This window comes from Pseudomonas edaphica (genome assembly GCF_965277385.1).
Classification (GTDB): Bacteria; Pseudomonadota; Gammaproteobacteria; order Pseudomonadales; family Pseudomonadaceae; genus Aquipseudomonas; species Aquipseudomonas edaphica.
Window position 1 is genome coordinate 1750161 of record NZ_OZ255725.1, and the last position, 17710, is coordinate 1767870.

Consider the following 17710-nt stretch of genomic DNA (forward strand, 5'->3'; position numbering starts at 1 on the left):
GGATCAAATGTGGGAGCTGGCTTGCCTGCGATAACGGAGTGTCAGTCGCCGAATTTATCGACTGAACCACCGCCATCGCAGGCAAGCCAGCTCCCACATTAGTTTGTGGGGCGTGTCAGATATTGGCGCGCAGGACGCTGGCAGGCAACGGCTCACCCTTCTCTACACTGGCCGCAACGGCTGCAATCAAGCCGCCAAGCTCATACCCCTGCTCCGCCAACCAAGCCTGATCGTAGTATGTGTTCGCATACCGCTCGCCCCCATCACACAAGATCGCCACGATCGACCCCGACTCCCCCGCCGCTTTCATCTGCAGCGCCGCGACCAAAGCGCCGATCAGGTTAGTCCCGCTGGAACCACCCACCCGCCGCCCCAACCGCTCGGCCAGGTAATGCATGGCTGCCAATGACAGCGCATCCGGCACCTTGACCATCGCATCAATCACCTGGGGTAAAAACGAAGCCTCGACCCGTGGCCGGCCGATCCCTTCGATGCGTGAACCGCACTCCAGACGCAAACTGGCATCGCCCGTCTGGTAGTAGTCAAAAAACACCGAACGCTCGGCATCGGCACACAGCACGCGGGTGCAATGCTGGCGATAACGCACGTAGCGGCCCAGGGTCGCCGTGGTGCCACCGGTGCCGGGGCTGGAAATCAACCAGCTCGGCTCCGGGTAATGCTCAAAACGCATCTGCTGGAAAATCGACTCAGCGATGTTGTTGTTTGCCCGCCAGTCCGTCGCGCGCTCGGCGTAGGTGAACTGGTCCATGAAGTGACCGCCACTTTCCTTCGCCAAACGTTCGGACTCGGCGTAGATCTGCGTCGGATCCTTTACCAGATGGCTCTTGCCACCATAAAAGGCAATCTGGTCGATCTTCGCCTGGGACGTGGTGGCCGGCATCACCGCGATAAACGGCAGGTCAAGCAAACGCGCAAAGTACGCCTCCGACACCGCAGTAGACCCACTGGACGCTTCGATCACCGGCGCACCCGGCTTGAGCCAGCCATTACACAGCGCATAAAGGAACAGCGAACGCGCCAGCCGATGTTTGAGGCTGCCAGTGGGGTGGCTGGACTCGTCCTTGAAGTACAACTCGATACCCGGCAGCCCCGGCAATGGAAGAGGGATGAGGTGCGTGTCGGCGCTGCGCTGGAAGTCCGCTTCGATGACACGGATGGCTTCGCGAGCCCAGGTACGGTGGTCGTTCATGAGGTGAGTCTCTAAGGGTTTCAGTCCCGATTTTAGGGGCTTTCCTACACGCCACACAGATACAGTGACGACTCAATTAGACACACAATTGCTAAGCTTTGACGCAAGACCAATCCTGCCCCTCTCTTATAACAAATAAGAATATAACTTTTGTTTTAACAACTAACAGTACGGGTTAGGGTACCCACCTATTGAACCTTATTGGAGAGCATCCCTTGCCTCTGCGTAACACTTTCACCCGTTTCTTCCAGCTGGAGGCCGCCAGCGGTCTGTTATTGATCGCCGCTGCCGCTTTGGCGCTGATCATCAATAACTCACCACTATCCCACCTCTACGGCGCCTTCCTCGATACGCCGGTGGTGGCGCAGGTTGGCGCGCTGAAAATCGCCAAGCCAGCGCTGCTGTGGATCAACGATGGCCTGATGGCGCTGTTCTTCCTCCTGATCGGTCTGGAGGTCAAACGCGAGTTGCTCGACGGCCACCTGTCCAAGCCATCGCAAGTGGTACTGCCGGGGGCGGCCGCGATTGGCGGCATGGTGGTGCCGGCCTTGATCTACTGGGCCCTGAACAAGGACAACCCAGCCGCACTCGCCGGCTGGGCAATCCCGATGGCCACCGATATCGCTTTTGCACTCGGCGTCCTGGCCCTGCTCGGCAAGCGTGTACCGGTGTCACTGAAGCTGTTCCTGATGACCCTGGCCATCATTGATGACCTGGGCGCTATCATCGTCATCGCGGTGTTCTACTCCGCCGAACTGTCGAATGCAGCCTTGGCGGGCGCGGCCACGTGCCTGGTCGCCTTGATCGCGATGAACCGCCTGGGCGTGGTCAAACTCGGCCCGTATATGATCATCGGCCTGATCCTGTGGGTCTGCGTGCTCAAGAGTGGCGTGCACGCCACCCTGGCCGGGGTAACCTTGGCGTTCTGCATTCCACTGCGCACCAAAAATGCCGAACCCTCGCCACTGCTGACTCTGGAGCACGCCCTGCACCCTTGGGTGGCCTACGCTATCCTGCCGTTGTTCGCCTTCGCCAACGCTGGCGTGTCGCTGACCGGGGTTACCCTGGACAGCTTCACTCACCACGTGCCCATGGGCATCGCTGCCGGCCTGCTGATCGGCAAGACCATCGGCGTGTTCGGCCTCACTTGGCTGGCCATCAAGACCGGAATCGCCACCCTGCCCAGCGGCGCCAATTGGGGCCAGGTGCTGGGAGTGGCCATCTTGTGCGGCATCGGCTTCACCATGAGCCTGTTTGTCGGCTCCCTGGCCTTTGTGCCGGGCGCCAGTGAGTTCGCGGGTGAGGATCGAATGGGCATCCTCACCGGGTCGATCCTGGCAGCCTGTATTGGCTACGCGGTCACAGCGCTGGCGAGTCGCAAGAAAGCCTGAGCGCTCTGAACGCCCCACAAAAAACCCCAACCGGTTACCCGGTTGGGGTTTTTCTTTTGGCGAAGATGACACTTTCGCGTAACGCCTAAAGACTTTGTCTCGGCCGCCGACTAAGGATTGTGGCGATCCGCCTGCCCCGTCTGGGGCACCCGCCTGACACAGCTCTTCAACGCGTTCCCAGCCCGAGCGAAAACCCATGTTCCTGAGAAATATAAGAATCGCAGCCAGAGCCTTCATCGGCTTCGCTGCTATTGCGTCGCTGAGTGTGTTTCTCGGCCTGTTCGCGCTCAAGCAGATCGGCGAAGTGCAGTCCCAGGCTGCCGACATCCAAAACAACTGGATGCAGCGCGTGAGGATCCTCGCCTTGGCCAATGCCTCGCTGGATCGTTTTCGCTTGGGGGAAATGGCGCACATCCTGTCCGCCAGCGACGCCGATATGCAGACCTACGAAGACAAATCCGCGGGTCGCCTGAAAAGCGTCAAGGAGCAACTGGCTCAATATGCAGCGCTGTTGCGCACGCCGGAGGAAAAGTCGCGCCTGGACGTGTTTAACCAGAGCCTGGAAGGGTACGCCAAGAACCACACCGAGATGCTCAAACGCTCGCGCTCAGGTGACAAGGCTGGCGCCCGTGACTTTCTCAACAGCATTCGAGAAAGCTATGAGCAGATGACCAAGAACTTCGATCAATTGATCGACCTCGCCAACAAGGGCGCAGAACTTGCCGGCCAGACTTCCGTGGCCGCGTACCAGCATGCCGTGGGCGGTATCGCCATCGTCATCGTGCTGGTGAGTGGCGGCACGGTGCTGGTGGCCTGGCTGCTGACCCGCAGCATCACCGGCCCCATCATTGAGGCGGTACGGGTAGCTGAAACCATCGCCAAGGGCGATCTCAGCCAGCCCATCAACCCGACCGGCAATGACGAAGCCACACGCCTGTTGCGGGCACAAGAGACCATGCGTAATAACCTGGTGCAGACACTGCGGCAAATAACCGGCTCGTCGAGCCAACTGGCGGCAGCGGCCGAGGAACTGAATGCCGTTACTGCCGAGGGCAGCCGCGACCTGCAGCAGCAACATGGCGAGATCGAGCAGGCCGCCACGGCCGTCACCGAGATGACCACGGCCATTGAAGAGGTCGCCCGGAATGCCGCCACCACCTCCGACCTGTCCCAGGCGTCGCGCAGCATCGCCTTGAAAGGCCAGCAACGTATGGTCGAGGCACTGAGTTCCATCCAGGCCCTGACCCGTGGTGTAGAGCTAAGCTCCAGCCAAGTGGGCGGCCTGGCCGAGCAGGCCAAAGGCATCGGCAAAGTGCTCGACGTTATCCGCACCATTGCCGAGCAAACCAATTTATTGGCACTGAACGCGGCCATCGAAGCGGCGCGGGCCGGTGATGCGGGCCGTGGTTTTGCCGTGGTCGCCGACGAAGTACGCGCCCTCGCCCATCGCACCGCGCAATCGACCCAGGAAATCGAACAGATGATTGGCAGCATCCAGACCAACACCGCCAGCACCGTCAACACCATGCTCGACAGCAGCACCATGACCCAGCAAACCATTGGCCTGGCCGAACTGGCGCAGCAAGCGCTGGCGGATATCCTTGCCGCTAATGACGAGATCAACAACCGCAATCTGGTGATTACCACGGCGGCGGCGGAGCAAGCTGACGTTGCCCGGGCGGTCGACCGCAACTTGCTGAATATTCAACAGTTGTCGATTCAGTCCGCCGAAGGCTCGACTCAGACCACCGCCGCTTCGCAATCGCTTGCCAGCCTGGCGCATGAGTTGAATACGATGGTGAAGCACTTTCAGGTGTGAAGTATCCGCGCGAATGCCTGCCCGGACACTGTAACTGTGGCGAGGGAGCTTGCTCCCGCTGGGTCGCGTAGCGGCCCCTGCTCTTTGCTTTAAAAGCATGGGACTGCTACGCAGTCCAACGGGAGCAAGCGCCCTCGCCACAGGCAAACTTAGACATGGGTTGCAATAAAAACCGCCCTACTAAAGCGGTTTTTTTATTGCCTGCATTTTCTCAAAAAACCGCAGGCAATAAAAAACCCCAACCCGTCACCCGGTTGGGGTTTTGCGTTTCTACAACCAGCGCTTAGCGCGTTACACGGCTGGTGCCGTTAACCGTCATGATGCGCACGCGGTCGCCAATGCGGAAGATTTCGTTAGGGTCGACGGCCTGGACGTAGGCGCGCATGCTGCCGTCGTCTTCGCGAACGGTAACTTCAACACCCTGGGTGCGGGTCAGACCTTCTTCAGCGGCGGAACCCAGCAAGCCACCGGCAACCGCACCGATAACGCCAGTGACGATACTGCCACGGCCACCACCGATCGCGCTGCCGCCAACGCCGCCGACCACTGCACCGGCAACACTGCCGATTGGGGTCTTGGTGCCTTCGATTTTCACCGGGCGCAGGGATTCAATGGTGCCCATACGAACGGTCTGTACACGACGCGCCTCGTCACGGGAGTACGAGTCGCCGGTCAGACTCGAGGCGCAGCCACCCAACAGCAACGACAGGGTGGTAAAGCAGGCAACTAGTAAAACAGACTTACGCATAGCATCAACTCCAAAGGACAGGTATTCATTAGACGCCGCTGCTTGGCGCCTGTCACGGCAAGCACGCCAGAAAATTGCTTTCATTCAGCCTGAGTACAGACTGCCAGCACCAAAAAACTCGACGAACGGTAGCTCCCGCCCCGATCCAAAAATCACGTGGAAGCGCTCTTTATTGTAGTCACGCAATCAAAAACGCCGAAGCCTCTGTGTAGAGACTTCGGCGTGATGATCACCATTCAGATGGAATGACGAAAGGTGTAGCTCAGGGCGCCAGGCGCTCGCGCGTCCACTCGCCCGCTTGCAGGCGATAGTTCAGGCGGTCATGCAGGCGACTGGCGCGGCCTTGCCAGAACTCGATGCGCTCAGGCAACAAACGATAGCCGCCCCAATGCTCGGGGCAGTCGGGTTGGGTATCGCTGAAACGCTGTTCGGTCTGCTTGAGCAGCTCCTGCAGCTCTTCACGGTCACGAATGACTTGGCTTTGCGGCGATGCCCAGGCGCCAAGACGGCTGCCCAAAGGCCGGACCTGATAATAGGCATCCGACTCTTCAGGCGTGACCTTGACAACCCGCCCTTCGATGCGCACCTGGCGCTCCAGGGAGGGCCAAAAGAAGGTCATGGCCGCAAACGGCCGCGCCGCGAGTTGTTCACCCTTGGCACTCTGATAGTTAGTGAAGAAGGTAAAACCCTGTGCATCCAGGCCCTTGAGCAGCAGGATGCGACAGTGCGGGCGACCGTCCTGGTCGACCGTGGCCAGGGTCATGGCATTGGCCTCCACCGGCGGCTGCTCGGTTTTCACCGCATCGCCAAACCATTGGTGGAACAACGCAAACGGCTCGCCCGGGGCCTGGGCCTCGCTCAAACCGTCCCGTGTGTAGTCACGGCGCATATCGGCCAGTGCCTGGGTCATGCGGTTTTATCCTTGTGTTTCAACGGATCAGTTTTTCGCCTGGTCGTTTGCTGCGGGCGCGTCGGCCTTCGGTGCGGCTTTCTTCGCGGCCGGCTTGGCAGCGGCTTTTTTCGCAGCGGGCTTGGCGGCGGCTTTCTTGGCCGGGGCCTTTTTCGCCGGAGCGGCTTTTTTCGCTGCCGGAGCCGGTACTGGGGCCGGAGCAGTTTGCACAGCGACCATGTCAGCGACCGGTGGTTTGCCCGAGTTGTACTTGCTCAGCAGCGCCAACATAGTTGTACGCTGAGTGAACATGATTTCCATGCGACGGTTCAGCGCACGCCCCTGATTGCTGTCGTTGGCGGCACGCGGCATCAGGTCGCCCATACCGCGCAGCATCAAGCGATCCTGCTTCAAGCCGCTGAGGCTGAAGATAGAGGCGATGGATTGCGCGCGTTCTTTGGTCAACGCCTGGCTGGCCGGGGCGGTACCTGTGGCATCAACGTGACCCAGGACCAGGACCGCGGTCTTGGGGTCAGCTTCAACAGCTTTGGCAACGCGTGTGAACGGGCCGAGTGTGACCGGCAGCAGCATTGCCGGGCGTTTCGGGTTGTAGGAGCCGTCCACCGGGGCAATCACGACCAATACGTTGTCACGACGTTCCAGTTGCAGGTTGCTGTCCTTGATGGCGGCGCGCAGACGCGGCTCATAATCATCCAGCCAGGCTTGGGTGATTTTCGGGTCCGGCATCTGCACGTTGGTCACATCAACCTTGGCCAGTGGCTTTGGCTTGCTTTCGAACGGCCACCACCATTTGGTTTCGGTGTCGGTCTTGGCGACGGCAGGCGCAGCATCCGGCGTGGAAGCAGGGGTTGCGGCCTTGAGGTCGGCTTTCAGGTCGGCTTTGGCATCCGCCGCTTTTTCGTCGGCGCTTTTGGCAGCGAACGGCCACCAGTTGAAGCCGGTGTCAGCCTTGGCTACCGGTGCAGGCGCTGGAGCAGCAGCGGCGGCCACAGGGTCGACGGGCTTGGCGCCGGCGGCAGGTTTGGCATCCGGCTTGGCGTCGGTTTGTGTCACGGCGTCCTTGGTAGCAGCCTTGTCAGATCCAAATGACCACCAGTGCCCACCTTCGGCATCACTTTGTGGTGTTTGTGCGCAGCCAGTAATAGTGAGGCACAGCGCCAGTGCCAAGGACTTGTTCGATAACATGAGGTATCCACAAAATGAGAAAAAAACGGGGGGCCTGGTTGACCCGTTAAACAGACGCTTAGAGAACAGTAAAGTTACACAATTTCGTTCAGCGCCTTCTTATACTTGCCTTTGTAACAAAAAAACGTGAAACAGCAAGCTCTTTACAGACAACCGGCCAATATTCCGACCAACTTCTGCGCACGCGGGTCCATAAGTACATAAGGGCCCAGTGTATTAGTCACGAAACCAAATGCTACATCGCGCTCAGGGTCGGCAAACCCCACCGAACCACCGGCGCCAGGGTGGCCAAACGCACGCGGGCCAAGGCCAAAGGTCGCATTGGGCAGTTGCGGTTGATCCAACATGCACCCCAAACCGAAACGGGTTTGAGTCAATAATGTTTTGTCTGGCCCGATACTGTGTTCGCGGGTCAATTGTTCGAGCATGTCGCTCTCAAGCAAACTACCGTCCAACAATCCGCTATAAAACCCTGCCAGGCTGCGCGCATTACCGTGACCATTTGCCGCTGGCTGCTGCATCCGCCGCCATTCGGGCTTATTAGTGCTGGTCAGAATAGACGGTGGGTTGGCAAATGCACGGGTGGTCATGGCATTAGGTTCGCGCATCATTACTTGAAGTAAACGTTGCGCGGCTTCATCGCCCATATTGCCTTTGCTGCGCGCTATATGCGCAACCCGATAAAACTCTTCGTCCGCCAAACCGACATGGAAGTCCAGGCCCAGGGGCCGCGCAACCCGCGCCACAATCGACTCGCCCGGCCCGCGCCCGTCGGCACGGCGCAGCAACTCGCCGACCAACCAGCCATAAGTGATGGCCTCGTAGCCATGCCCTTCGCCCGGCGTCCACCAGGGGGCTTCGGCCGCCAGGGTGTCGACCATCAGTGGCCAGTCATACAGGGCTTCGGTCGGCAGCATCTGGCGAATCGCCGGCAGCCCGGCCTGGTGGCAGAGCAACTGGCGCAGCGTGATGGTTTCTTTACCCGCCGCTGCAAACTCGGGCCAGTAGTCGGCAACTGGCGCATCCAGTTTCAGCTTGCCTTCGGCAACCAGCTGCAGGGCCGTGACGGCAGTGAAGGTCTTGGTGCAGGAGAACAGGTTGACGATGGTGTCGCTGTGCCAGGCCTCGGCACCGTCCTTGTCGGCGGTACCGGCCCACAGGTCGACGACGGTTTCGCCGCCGATCTGGATACAGAGCCCGGCACCACGCTCCTGCGGGTCATCGAACAACGCGGCAAAGGCTTCACGTACCGCTTCGAACTGGAGCTCGTAATGACCCTGAATCTGCACCTAAGCCGCCTTGGAAAACACCGTAAGAAGTGGCCGACATTGTTCCAGTCATTGCAGGTTTTGTGAACCCGTCAGTGATGAATCAATGGCCATTTCCAGAGTGTCCACCCGCATGCCCGGCGCCCTGCCCCGCGCCTTTGCCTTCTTGCCCGGACTTGCCGCCTTCGTTCTCGCGAACCTTGCTGGCCGCCTTGGCTTTTTCGGCTTCCTTGCCCAGTTGGTCGACCGCCGCCAGGTTGCTTTTACGCACACTCTCGACAAAGCCCTGGAACGGCACATCGGTGATGCCCACCAGCCCGAAGTGGCCGTTCTCACCATCCAGCAGACGCCCGGTGACCGGCTGGTCCAGGTACTGGAACCAATGCACGCCGACAATCGATGGCTCGGCCATGGCCTGCTTGAGGAAGTTGCTGTACGCCACGCCACGGTCTTCTTCACGGGCCAACTGTGTCACGCCGCCCCAGAACGGGCCACGGTCGGCCGAGCCGAAGTTGAACTCGGTGATCAGCACCGGCTTGTCCAGCGCGCGCAAGGCAGCAAAGTCATAACCGTCCTGCGGCTTCAGGGTGTACATGTTGAAACTCAGCACGTCGCAATACTGGGCGCAGGACGCCACGGCCTCGGGCGTGCTGACGGCATACCGACCACCCAGCAGCAACTGGTTGGGCGCGTGCCATTTCAACGAATCGGAGATGGTTTTGAAGTAGGCATCAGCGAAGGTCTTCTGGAAATATTTGAAGTCAGCTTCGATTTCCGGGTGCTCGGGGCTCGGCATCGGCGGCTCGAAGCCTGGGTCTTCCATCAGCTCCCAACCCGCCAGGTGGATGCCCCAGGCTTTCGACAGGCCTTCTTCGTTACGGTACTTGTCGCGCAGTTGTTTGAGGAATGCGCGTTTGGCCGGTACGTCGGTGGTCATGCGCAACGTGCCATAGGCCAAGGCGTAACGGGATTTTGGATCATCGCCGGGGCCGGCCCAGGCCAGCTCGTTGTCGGCAAAGTAGCCGATCAGCCACGGGTCATCACGGTGGTCGCGGGCGGCAATGGCCACGGCGCGTTCGGTGGCCATGGCAAAGCGCGGGTCGAACGGGTCGGGCATGCCGCCCCACCAGTCGGTGCCAGTGCTGATGCTGGCGTAGTCACCGACAATCGACAGCGGCAAGGTGTAGGGCACACGGTCGGCGCGGGCCAGGTCCTCATCACTCCAGTTGCCCACGGTGTTGAAGCCCCAGGCTTGCAGGCGGTCGAGGGTGTGGCTGACCCAGCGCTTCTGGTCGAAACCTTCGCCGCCATAAGTACGCTGCAAGTTGGCGCCGTAAAAATCGTACCAACGCCCGACATTGAAGCCGCGGCCCTGATCGGCACCGTTGCCGCCCCGGTTATCGCCACTGCCGTAGTACTTGTCGAACGGTTCGCCAGCCTTGGGCAGCGCGGCGAACATCCACTCGCGGCCGGCCACGTAGGTCTGGTTGTTGTCCGGTGCCACGGTGTTAACACCCAACGAATAGAACGGATGGCCTTGCGGCGTCACCAGGTACCAGCGACCGTCACGCTTCTCGGTACGGAAAAAACCACTGGCGTCGAACGCCGGGCCTTTGTTCCAGCCACCGTATGGGTCCAGAGCGGATTTGTCACGCTCGGCCAGCCAGCCCTTGAGCTGTTGCTGCTCCTTGGCCGCTGCGGCTTTGAGTTGCTCGTCAGTGCTGACCTTTTCCGGCCAGCGTGCACGGGTGGACTGGCCATAAGCGTCCACCAGCTCACTGTAGACCGCCTTCAGCACCGGCTCGCTGTCCTGCACGCCAAAACGCTCAAGCAAAATGCTTTGGGCGGCATTGGGCTTGAGCATCGACAAGGTGACCGAGGCCACTTGGCTGCGGTCGATCTCGCCAGCACTGGCGGCCAGCAATACACGCTGGCCGTCCAGGGTGATCGGCATGGGCGGGCCGGCCTTCATGCCCTGGCTCAGCGGCGAGTTGGCTTGCAACGGGATCAACAGGGTCTGGGCCGGGCCGGCCGGCAGGTCGATACGGCTGACCAGAGTCTTGCCGTCGACGCTCTGTACTTTGACATAGAGGGTCAACGCCCAGTCCATGGCGCTCTGGATACGCAGGCTCATGGCGCCGGATTGCGACCAGTCCCAGCTCCCGGCCTGCGGGCTGAGCACCAGGCTCGGTTCGGCCGCCGGGTTGAAGGTGATGCGGCGCAACACCTCGCCTTCGGGGGTTTGTTCGGCGTTGTATTGCGGCAGGCTGGCGTCCTGAGTCGCCACCTTGACCACATCGGCAGGTCGGACGAAGTTGAACAGCGTTTGTTGCCCGGCAGGCGCGGCCATCAAGGGCGCAGCGAATAACAGGGCAAAAAGAGCAGGCAGCGTGCGAATCATACGAACAAGGTTCTCCCAATCGGCCGATAACTGGCCTGATGACATAAAGCGTTGGCAGTGAGATAGACCACGAAGTGGGCGACTTCGCCCACAGCAGCTTAATAAATGAGTGGCTTAAGAAATTTCGCGCCTGAACGGCGGCAAGGCATTGAGAATAGCTTTGCCATAGCGCTGCGTGACCAAGCGGCGGTCGAGCAAGGTGATGGTGCCCCGGTCTTCCTCGGTACGCAGCAAGCGACCGCAGGCCTGGACCAGCTTCAAGGACGCATCCGGCACCGAGATTTCCATGAACGGGTTACCGCCCCGCGCCTCGATCCACTCGGCCAAGGCTGCCTCGACCGGGTCATCCGGTACCGAGAACGGGATCTTGGCAATCACCACGTGCTCGCAATAGGCGCCGGGCAAGTCCACGCCTTCGGCAAAACTGGCCAGGCCGAACAGCACGCTGGAATCGCCGCCATCAACCCGCGCCTTGTGTTTGTTGAGGGTTTCCTGCTTGGACAGGTTGCCCTGGATAAACACCTGTTTGCGCCAGTCACGGTCGAGGCCGTCAAACACGTCCTGCATCTGTTTGCGTGACGAAAACAGTACCAGTGTGCCGCGCGAACCTTCGACCAATTCGGGCAGGTCGCGGATGATCGCCGCCGTGTGCGCGGCCGCATCCCGTGGGTCGGCCTTGAGGTCCGGTACGCGCAGCACGCCAGCATCGGCATGGTGGAACGGGCTCGGCACCACGGCCGTCACTGCTTTTTTCGGCAGCCCGGCGCGCATGCGGAAACGGTCGAAAGTGCCCAGGGCCGTCAGCGTGGCCGAGGTCACCAGGCAGCCATAAGCCACGTTCCACAGGTTGCGACGCAGCATTTCGGCGGCGAGGATGGGGCTGGCGTTAACCTCGATATCGAACAGCGCACCGCTTTCCGACAGGGTCAGCCAACGCGCCATCGGCGGGTTGTCTTCCGGGTCTTCGACGGTGAAGGCGGTCCACAGCTCCCAGTTGCCCTGGGAGCGTGACAACAGGCTGCCGAACAGTGGGTACCACTCCTCGGCCTGGTTGCTGGCGATGCCGATATTGACCTCGCCATCCATGCCTTCCTTGAGCAAGTCGGTGAGGCGTGTGAACAGGTCGGTGAGGCGTGAAAAGCCCTTCTTCAGCTCAATACCCATTTCGCGCATATGCTCGGGGATCAACCCGCCGACAAAGCGGTGGCGCGGCCGCTCACGGCCCTCCACGTCTTCGCCGGGCTTGAAGTCGGCGACCTGTTCACAGGCGCTGAACATGAACTGCTGCTGAGTCTTGATCTCCCGCGCCAGCTCCGGCACTTGCTCGATCAACTTGCCCAAATCGCCGGGCAGCGGATGCTGGGCCAGCAGTTTGGTGAGGTTCTTGGCAGTGGTTTCCAGCCAGTCGGCCGTGGAACGCAGGCGCGTGTAATGGGCGAAGTGGCCAATTGCCTTATCCGGCAGGTGGTGGCCTTCGTCGAATACGTAGAGGGTGTCGCGCGGGTCCGGCAACACCGCGCCGCCGCCCAGGGCCAGGTCGGCCAGTACCATGTCGTGGTTGGTGACGATCACGTCGACCTTGCCCATGCCTTCGCGGGCCTTGTAAAAGGCGCACTGGCCGAAGTTGGGGCAATGGCGGTTGGTGCACTGGCTGTGGTCGGTGGTCAGGCGCGCCCAGTCCGAATCTTCAAGAGCGGTGGGCCAGCTGTCGCGGTCGCCGTCCCATTTATTGCCGGCCAGCTTCTCGATCATGCTGGTAAACAGCTTCTGGCTGACTTCATCCACCTCGATCTTGAAGCCTTCTTCTTCGAACAAGGAGGCAGTGGCGGTTTGCGCATGGCCTTCCTGCAGCAACACGTCGAGCTTGGACAGGCACATGTAGCGCCCACGCCCCTTGGCCAGGGCGAAAGTGAAGTTCAGACCGCTGTTGCGCATCAGGTCGGGCAGGTCTTTGTAGACGATCTGCTCTTGCAGGGCGACAGTGGCGGTGGCGATCACCAGGCGCTTGCCGGCAGCCTTGGCAGTAGGGATCGCGGCCAGGCTGTAGGCCACGGTCTTGCCGGTGCCGGTGCCGGCCTCGACCGCCACAATCGCAGGGTCGCCACTGCGCCGCCCTTCGTCGTCGGTGTCGATATCCCCGAGGACCTTGGCCACTTCGGCGATCATCAGGCGTTGGCCGTAGCGCGGTTTCAAGCTCTTGGCTTCGAGAAAACGCGAATAGGCGCCCTGGATCGTGGTTTTGAGTTCAGTGCTGATCATGGATAGTCGGGCGCAAAAAACGCTGGATAAATTTTCAGTGGTTCGGATCGGCCGCTATCATACCCCGCTAATTAATCCCGCGCAGAACGGAGTACCACAATGACCGCGTTTAGCCTCGCTTACACCCTGCATGTATTGGCCGCCCTGGTTTGGGTCGGCGGTATGTTTTTCGCCTGGATGATCCTGCGTCCCGCCGCCATGGCGGCACTTGAAGGCCCTGCCCGGCTCAAGCTGTGGGCAAATGTGTTTCAGCGTTTTTTTGTGTGGGTCTGGGTCGCGGTGCTGATTTTGCCGATCAGCGGCATCGGCCTGTTGCAACTGCGCTTCAGTGGTTTTGAGACTGCGCCGCGCTATGTGCAGGTGATGATGGGTCTGTATCTGGTGATGACGGCGCTGTTTATCCGCATCCAGGCACTGAAGTTCCCGGAACTGCGCACAGCGGTGGCGGCTGAGGATTGGCCGGCGGGCGCGGCTGCGCTGGGGCAGATCCGCAAACTGGTGGGGATTAATTTGATCGTGGGGTTGGTGGTGGTGGCGATTGCTTCGGCGCGGCCGATGTTCTGAGGCGGCAGTTAGTCCGCCATCGCGGGCAAGCCCGGCTCCCACATTTGGAATGCATTCCAACCTGTGGGAGCCGGGCTTGCCCGCGATAGCGTCAGTTCAAGCGACTCACAACCGCTGAATAGTCACAGCGCCCGCAGGCCCAGCCGGCCCCGGCTGGCCTTCCAGCCCTGGCCGGCCTTTATCGCCACCGTCGGCGCGGTACACCAGGCACCCTTTGGATTGCCCGCCTTTGCCCGGTTTGCCCGCCGTACCGGCCAAGCCACCCGGCCCGCCGTCGACCCACACTTTGATCTGCTCTGCCGGGAAGCTCTGTGGCAGCTCGACCCGCACAGTCGCCCCCGACGCGCCCGGCAGGCCGTCGCCGCCGTTATCGCCATTGGCACCACGCCCGGCGGAACCCCAGGTGCAGCCTGGGTCCACACCGTTGGCGCCATCGAGGCCGGCATAACCTTGGGCACCGGCGCCGCCACGCGCGTCCACCGACAGCTCTTCGGCGGTCAGCGCATTAATGCGCAGCACCAGGTCACGCCCGGCCTTGGCCGGCTTTTCGTGGGTACCGGGGGCGCCGCGCGACGTGATCTGGCTGCCATGTTCCAGTTGCGCATTACGCACCTGCAATTGCAGCGCGGTATTGCCGGGGGCGATGGTGATACGCGCCTCGCGACCCAGGTGCAACTCATCCACGGTCACTTGGCTGATGGTCGCCGGCACCAGCAACGTGCCGTAGTCCGCCACATCCAGGCGCTCCAGTTGCAACAGGCTGGTGCTGCTGGGCAGGCGCATCAGCGAGTTGGTTTCAACACTGACGCTCTGCGCCATAGCAATGGGGCTGACCAACAGGGCCAACAGAAAAACCTTACGCATGATTGGCCTCCTCGTTCGTTTCATTAACCGCAGCAGGCGCCGACAGGCCCCGCACATGGAACATCCCCACCAGCAGAATCTGCAAGCGGTCACGCCAAGGGTGGGCACGGTGTTTCAAGCTGCTGTTGAACAACAGCAATTCAAGCAGGTGGGTAAGCATCAACAGACTGCCGGCCAGGCTGACCAACAGGTGAAACGGATTCGTCAGCGGCCGGAACAGGTTGACCAGCACCACTACCCAGAACAACAACGTCAGAAACTTTCCCAGCCCCCAAAACACCTTCATCCCGCATGCCCCTGCCTATTATTCTTTGGGCGCACAGTACCGACTTCTGCAGGCGATTTGCCAGTGAAGGATGAAAAAACTTGCCAGGGCTCGCCGGCAATGCCCCTGCGGTGCCCGCAGGGGCAAGGGCTGTCAGCGGTTGATCTGGATTTCCACGCGACGGTTCAACGCACGCCCTTCAGCGGTTTTGTTGTCGGCCACTGGGTGGCTTTCGCCAGCACCGGTCACCGAGACAAAGTTGCTGCGAGGCACACCGGAGCTCACCAGGTAATCCGTCACCGAGTGGGCGCGTTTTTCCGAGAGTTTCTGGTTGTAGGCATCTTTACCGACGCTGTCGGTATGCCCACTGACCCGCAGTTGCGCGCCTGGGGCTTCTTTTTTCAGGCGAGTGGCAATGATGTCGAGCTTGGTTTTGTCCGCTGCCGTCAACTTGGCCGAATCGAACTGGAAGTGCACATCGCGAATCACGATGGTTTCTTCCTTGACCACCACCACTTCCTCAACCACTGCGGCCGGCGGTGCGGGTGGGCAACCATTGGCATCGACCTGCACGCCTTTTGGCGTGCCAGGGCACTTGTCGCGGCTGTCCGGCACACCGTCACCATCTTCGTCGCCGTCGCCATGCACCCAGCAATAGGCGCCGGCCATGCCGCCGATCAACAGCGCGCCTGCGCCCGCATAGGCTGAACTTTCAGTGGCGCCAATGGCAGCGCCCGTCACACCACCGACTGCTGCACAGGTGGCCAATCGGTTTTTTGCAACCCTGCGCAACCTGTCAATACTCCGGTTAGCAGAACCAAGGGTAGAGCTGTCCGCATGATGCTCATGTGATTTCTCCTGAGGGGATCGGCGGGGGCCGACAGGTGGAGTAAAGACCGCTCTTTTCATCTGCGCCAGTACGCCACACCCCCGGTTTCATTGAGGATCGCCGCATTTGTAGGACTTTTCGCTGCCGCCCGCTCTAGGCCCGCACGCTCAGCCGCGCTAGTCTCTAGGGTTCTGATGTGAGGATCTGTGATGACCGCTGGTATTTCTTCCCGTACACCCCAGCAAGCCCTGGCCGCTTTGCTCGATTTACACCAGCCCAAACGCCTGTTGTTGTTGGGCGCCAGCCAGTTTCCGGCGCTGGAGGCGTTCCAGGCCGAGCACCCGGACACCATCGTGGCCATCGCCCCGCCCGGGCCGTTGCCGGCAGAACTGGCGGCGCAGCGTTTTGACCTGGCGCTGGTGGTCGACTGCCTGGAGCACCTGTCAAAACCGCAAGGCCTGACCTTGCTCGGCGGCATTCGCAACCTTAATAGCAGCCGCATTGCGGTGCTGGTGGACCTGGGCGCCTGCGGCTGGAAAGACACCGACTTCTTCTCCCTGGCCCTGCAAGCCGGCGAGCGTTTCCAGCGCGACGAGCAGGTACTGACACTGTTTACCTATGATCTGCTTGACTACAAACAGGTGCCCGACTGGCTCAACGCCCGTTTCTGGGCCAACCCGGAAAATTTTGGAAAGTATTGGTGGTAACCCGATGAGTACATCCATTTGCCCCTGCGGCAGCGGCAACCTGTTGGATGCCTGCTGCGGCCACTATCACGCCGGCCACCCGGCGCCGTGCGCCACCGCGCTGATGCGCTCGCGCTACAGCGCCTATGTACTGGGCCTGGTGGACTACCTGGTGGCCACAACCTTGCCCGCGCAGCAAGCCGGCCTGGACCGCATTGCGATCAGCGCCTGGAGCGCGCAGAGCACCTGGCTGGGCCTGGAGGTGGAAAGTTCGGAAGTGTTCGGCGGCCAGCCGGAACATGCATTCGTGACCTTTACCGCACGCTGGCATGACAGCACCGGCGAACACAGCCACCGTGAGCAGTCGTCTTTCGTACAGAATGACGGGCGCTGGTACTTCATCGATCCGACGGTTGAGTTCAAGGCCGGGCGCAATGATGTATGTTTGTGCGGCAGTGGCCAAAAATTCAAGAAGTGCTGTTCCAGCTACCTCTAATCACCCACAGGGAAAACGCCATGCTTCGGATGTACAGCTTGATGCTGGCGTTGACCTTGAGTCTCAGCGGCTGCGCGTCGTGGTTTGAAGACGATGCGCCTACGCCCCACGTCGCCCTGGTGAAAGTCGAGGTGGTACGGGCCAAGCTGCTGGAGCAGAAGTTCAAACTGTGGTTTCGCGTCGATAACCGCGACGACGCCGACCTCACGGTGCGCGGCCTGATCTATAAGGTCAGCCTGGGCGGTTTTGTGCTCACCGAAGGCGAGTCCAACGAATGGCTGACCATACCGCCGCGCAGTCATGGGTTTTTTCGGGTGAAGGTGCGCACCAACCTCTGGCCGAAGATCCGCGATGTGGTGCAAATGCTCAAAAACCCGACCAAACCCGTGCCCTATCGCCTGGAAGGCGAGCTGAAAACCGGATTATTCATCGGTAATGACGTGCAGGTCGCCCACAATGGCGAGATAATCCCCGGCGATTTTATTCCGGAGCGACATCGATGACTCAGCAACCCCATGTCCATGGTCCTGACTGCAACCACGATCACGATCAGCATGATCACGGCCATGATCACGACCACGGCCATGTCCACGGCCCGAACTGCGGCCACGCTCACCAGGAGCCGGTGCGCAACGCGTTGAAGGACGTGGGTCGCAACGATCCGTGCCCGTGCGGCAGTGAGAAGAAATTCAAGAAGTGCCACGGGGCCTGATGCCCTGAATGCAGTCAGTGTGGGAGCTGGCTTGCCTGCGATAGCGGTCTGACAGTTAACAATGTGTCAGCTGACCCTCCGCCATCGCAGGCAAGCCAGCTCC

16 protein-coding genes and 1 pseudogene are annotated in these 17710 nt (G+C 60.8%); 7 read left to right on the top strand and 10 right to left on the bottom strand.

Annotated elements, in window-relative coordinates:
• Positions 1–115: 115 nt before the first annotated feature.
• Positions 116–1210 (bottom strand): PLP-dependent cysteine synthase family protein, encoded by a 1095-nt coding sequence (locus ACQY47_RS07905; protein WP_017137200.1) that lies wholly within the window; start codon positions 1208–1210, stop codon positions 116–118.
• Between the two features lie 215 nt (positions 1211–1425).
• On the opposite strand from ACQY47_RS07905, the gene nhaA reads away from it, so the two are divergent.
• Positions 1426–2601 carry a Na+/H+ antiporter NhaA gene (gene nhaA, locus ACQY47_RS07910; RefSeq protein WP_017137199.1) on the top strand — a complete coding sequence of 392 codons (1176 nt, stop codon included), beginning with the start codon at positions 1426–1428 and terminating at the stop codon, positions 2599–2601.
• A 196-nt stretch (positions 2602–2797) separates the two neighbouring features.
• A complete protein-coding gene (locus tag ACQY47_RS07915; protein ID WP_169985418.1) occupies positions 2798–4420 on the top strand; it encodes a methyl-accepting chemotaxis protein in 1623 nt (540 codons plus the stop codon).
• Between the two features lie 283 nt (positions 4421–4703).
• On the opposite strand, the gene ACQY47_RS07920 is transcribed toward ACQY47_RS07915, so the two are convergent.
• The 6 genes from ACQY47_RS07920 to dinG form a co-directional block, all read right to left on the bottom strand.
• Complete coding sequence (locus ACQY47_RS07920) at positions 4704–5168, bottom strand: glycine zipper 2TM domain-containing protein (protein WP_017137197.1); 465 nt, start codon at positions 5166–5168, stop codon at positions 4704–4706.
• Positions 5169–5430: 262 nt separating this feature from the next.
• Positions 5431–6078 (bottom strand): pyridoxamine 5'-phosphate oxidase, encoded by a 648-nt coding sequence (gene pdxH / locus ACQY47_RS07925; protein WP_428556818.1) that lies wholly within the window; start codon positions 6076–6078, stop codon positions 5431–5433.
• A 27-nt stretch (positions 6079–6105) separates the two neighbouring features.
• A complete protein-coding gene (locus tag ACQY47_RS07930; protein ID WP_428556820.1) occupies positions 6106–7263 on the bottom strand; it encodes an OmpA family protein in 1158 nt (385 codons plus the stop codon).
• Between the two features lie 143 nt (positions 7264–7406).
• Positions 7407–8552, bottom strand: coding sequence for an EstA family serine hydrolase (locus tag ACQY47_RS07935; protein ID WP_017137194.1), 1146 nt, complete (start codon positions 8550–8552; stop codon positions 7407–7409).
• Positions 8553–8634: 82 nt separating this feature from the next.
• Complete coding sequence (locus ACQY47_RS07940; RefSeq protein WP_017137193.1) at positions 8635–10932, bottom strand: beta-galactosidase; 2298 nt, start codon at positions 10930–10932, stop codon at positions 8635–8637.
• A 114-nt stretch (positions 10933–11046) separates the two neighbouring features.
• The gene (gene dinG / locus ACQY47_RS07945; RefSeq protein ID WP_017137192.1) at positions 11047–13191 is read right to left on the bottom strand and encodes an ATP-dependent DNA helicase DinG; all 2145 of its coding nucleotides are present in this window, start codon (positions 13189–13191) and stop codon (positions 11047–11049) included.
• A 99-nt stretch (positions 13192–13290) separates the two neighbouring features.
• Between dinG and ACQY47_RS07950 the strand changes: the two genes are divergently transcribed.
• Entirely contained in the window at positions 13291–13755 is a 465-nt protein-coding gene (locus tag ACQY47_RS07950) for a CopD family protein (RefSeq protein ID WP_017137191.1), read from the top strand.
• Positions 13756–13860: 105 nt separating this feature from the next.
• Here ACQY47_RS07950 and ACQY47_RS07955 read toward each other — a convergent pair whose 3' ends face one another.
• The 3 genes and pseudogenes from ACQY47_RS07955 to ACQY47_RS07965 form a co-directional block, all read right to left on the bottom strand.
• Positions 13861–14619 carry a collagen-like protein gene (locus ACQY47_RS07955; RefSeq protein ID WP_428556823.1) on the bottom strand — a complete coding sequence of 253 codons (759 nt, stop codon included), beginning with the start codon at positions 14617–14619 and terminating at the stop codon, positions 13861–13863.
• Positions 14612–14905 carry a DUF1145 domain-containing protein gene (locus tag ACQY47_RS07960; RefSeq protein WP_017137189.1) on the bottom strand — a complete coding sequence of 98 codons (294 nt, stop codon included), beginning with the start codon at positions 14903–14905 and terminating at the stop codon, positions 14612–14614. Before ACQY47_RS07960 ends, ACQY47_RS07955 begins: the two co-directional genes overlap by 8 nt.
• 132 nt (positions 14906–15037) lie before the next feature.
• Positions 15038–15732: pseudogene (locus tag ACQY47_RS07965) on the bottom strand (OmpA family protein).
• Positions 15733–15922: 190 nt separating this feature from the next.
• On the opposite strand from ACQY47_RS07965, the gene ACQY47_RS07970 reads away from it, so the two are divergent.
• From ACQY47_RS07970 to ACQY47_RS07985, 4 genes are read left to right on the top strand one after another with little or no spacing between them, the layout of a single operon-like run.
• Entirely contained in the window at positions 15923–16420 is a 498-nt protein-coding gene (locus ACQY47_RS07970; RefSeq protein ID WP_017137187.1) for a DUF6231 family protein, read from the top strand.
• A gap of 4 nt (positions 16421–16424) precedes the next feature.
• A complete protein-coding gene (locus tag ACQY47_RS07975) occupies positions 16425–16895 on the top strand; it encodes a YchJ family protein (RefSeq protein WP_017137186.1) in 471 nt (156 codons plus the stop codon).
• Positions 16896–16915: 20 nt separating this feature from the next.
• Entirely contained in the window at positions 16916–17398 is a 483-nt protein-coding gene (locus ACQY47_RS07980) for an LEA type 2 family protein (RefSeq protein ID WP_017137185.1), read from the top strand.
• Positions 17395–17607 carry an SEC-C metal-binding domain-containing protein gene (locus ACQY47_RS07985; protein ID WP_017137184.1) on the top strand — a complete coding sequence of 71 codons (213 nt, stop codon included), beginning with the start codon at positions 17395–17397 and terminating at the stop codon, positions 17605–17607. The genes ACQY47_RS07980 and ACQY47_RS07985 overlap by 4 nt, the downstream gene beginning before the upstream one ends.
• The last annotated feature ends 103 nt before the right edge of the window (positions 17608–17710 follow it).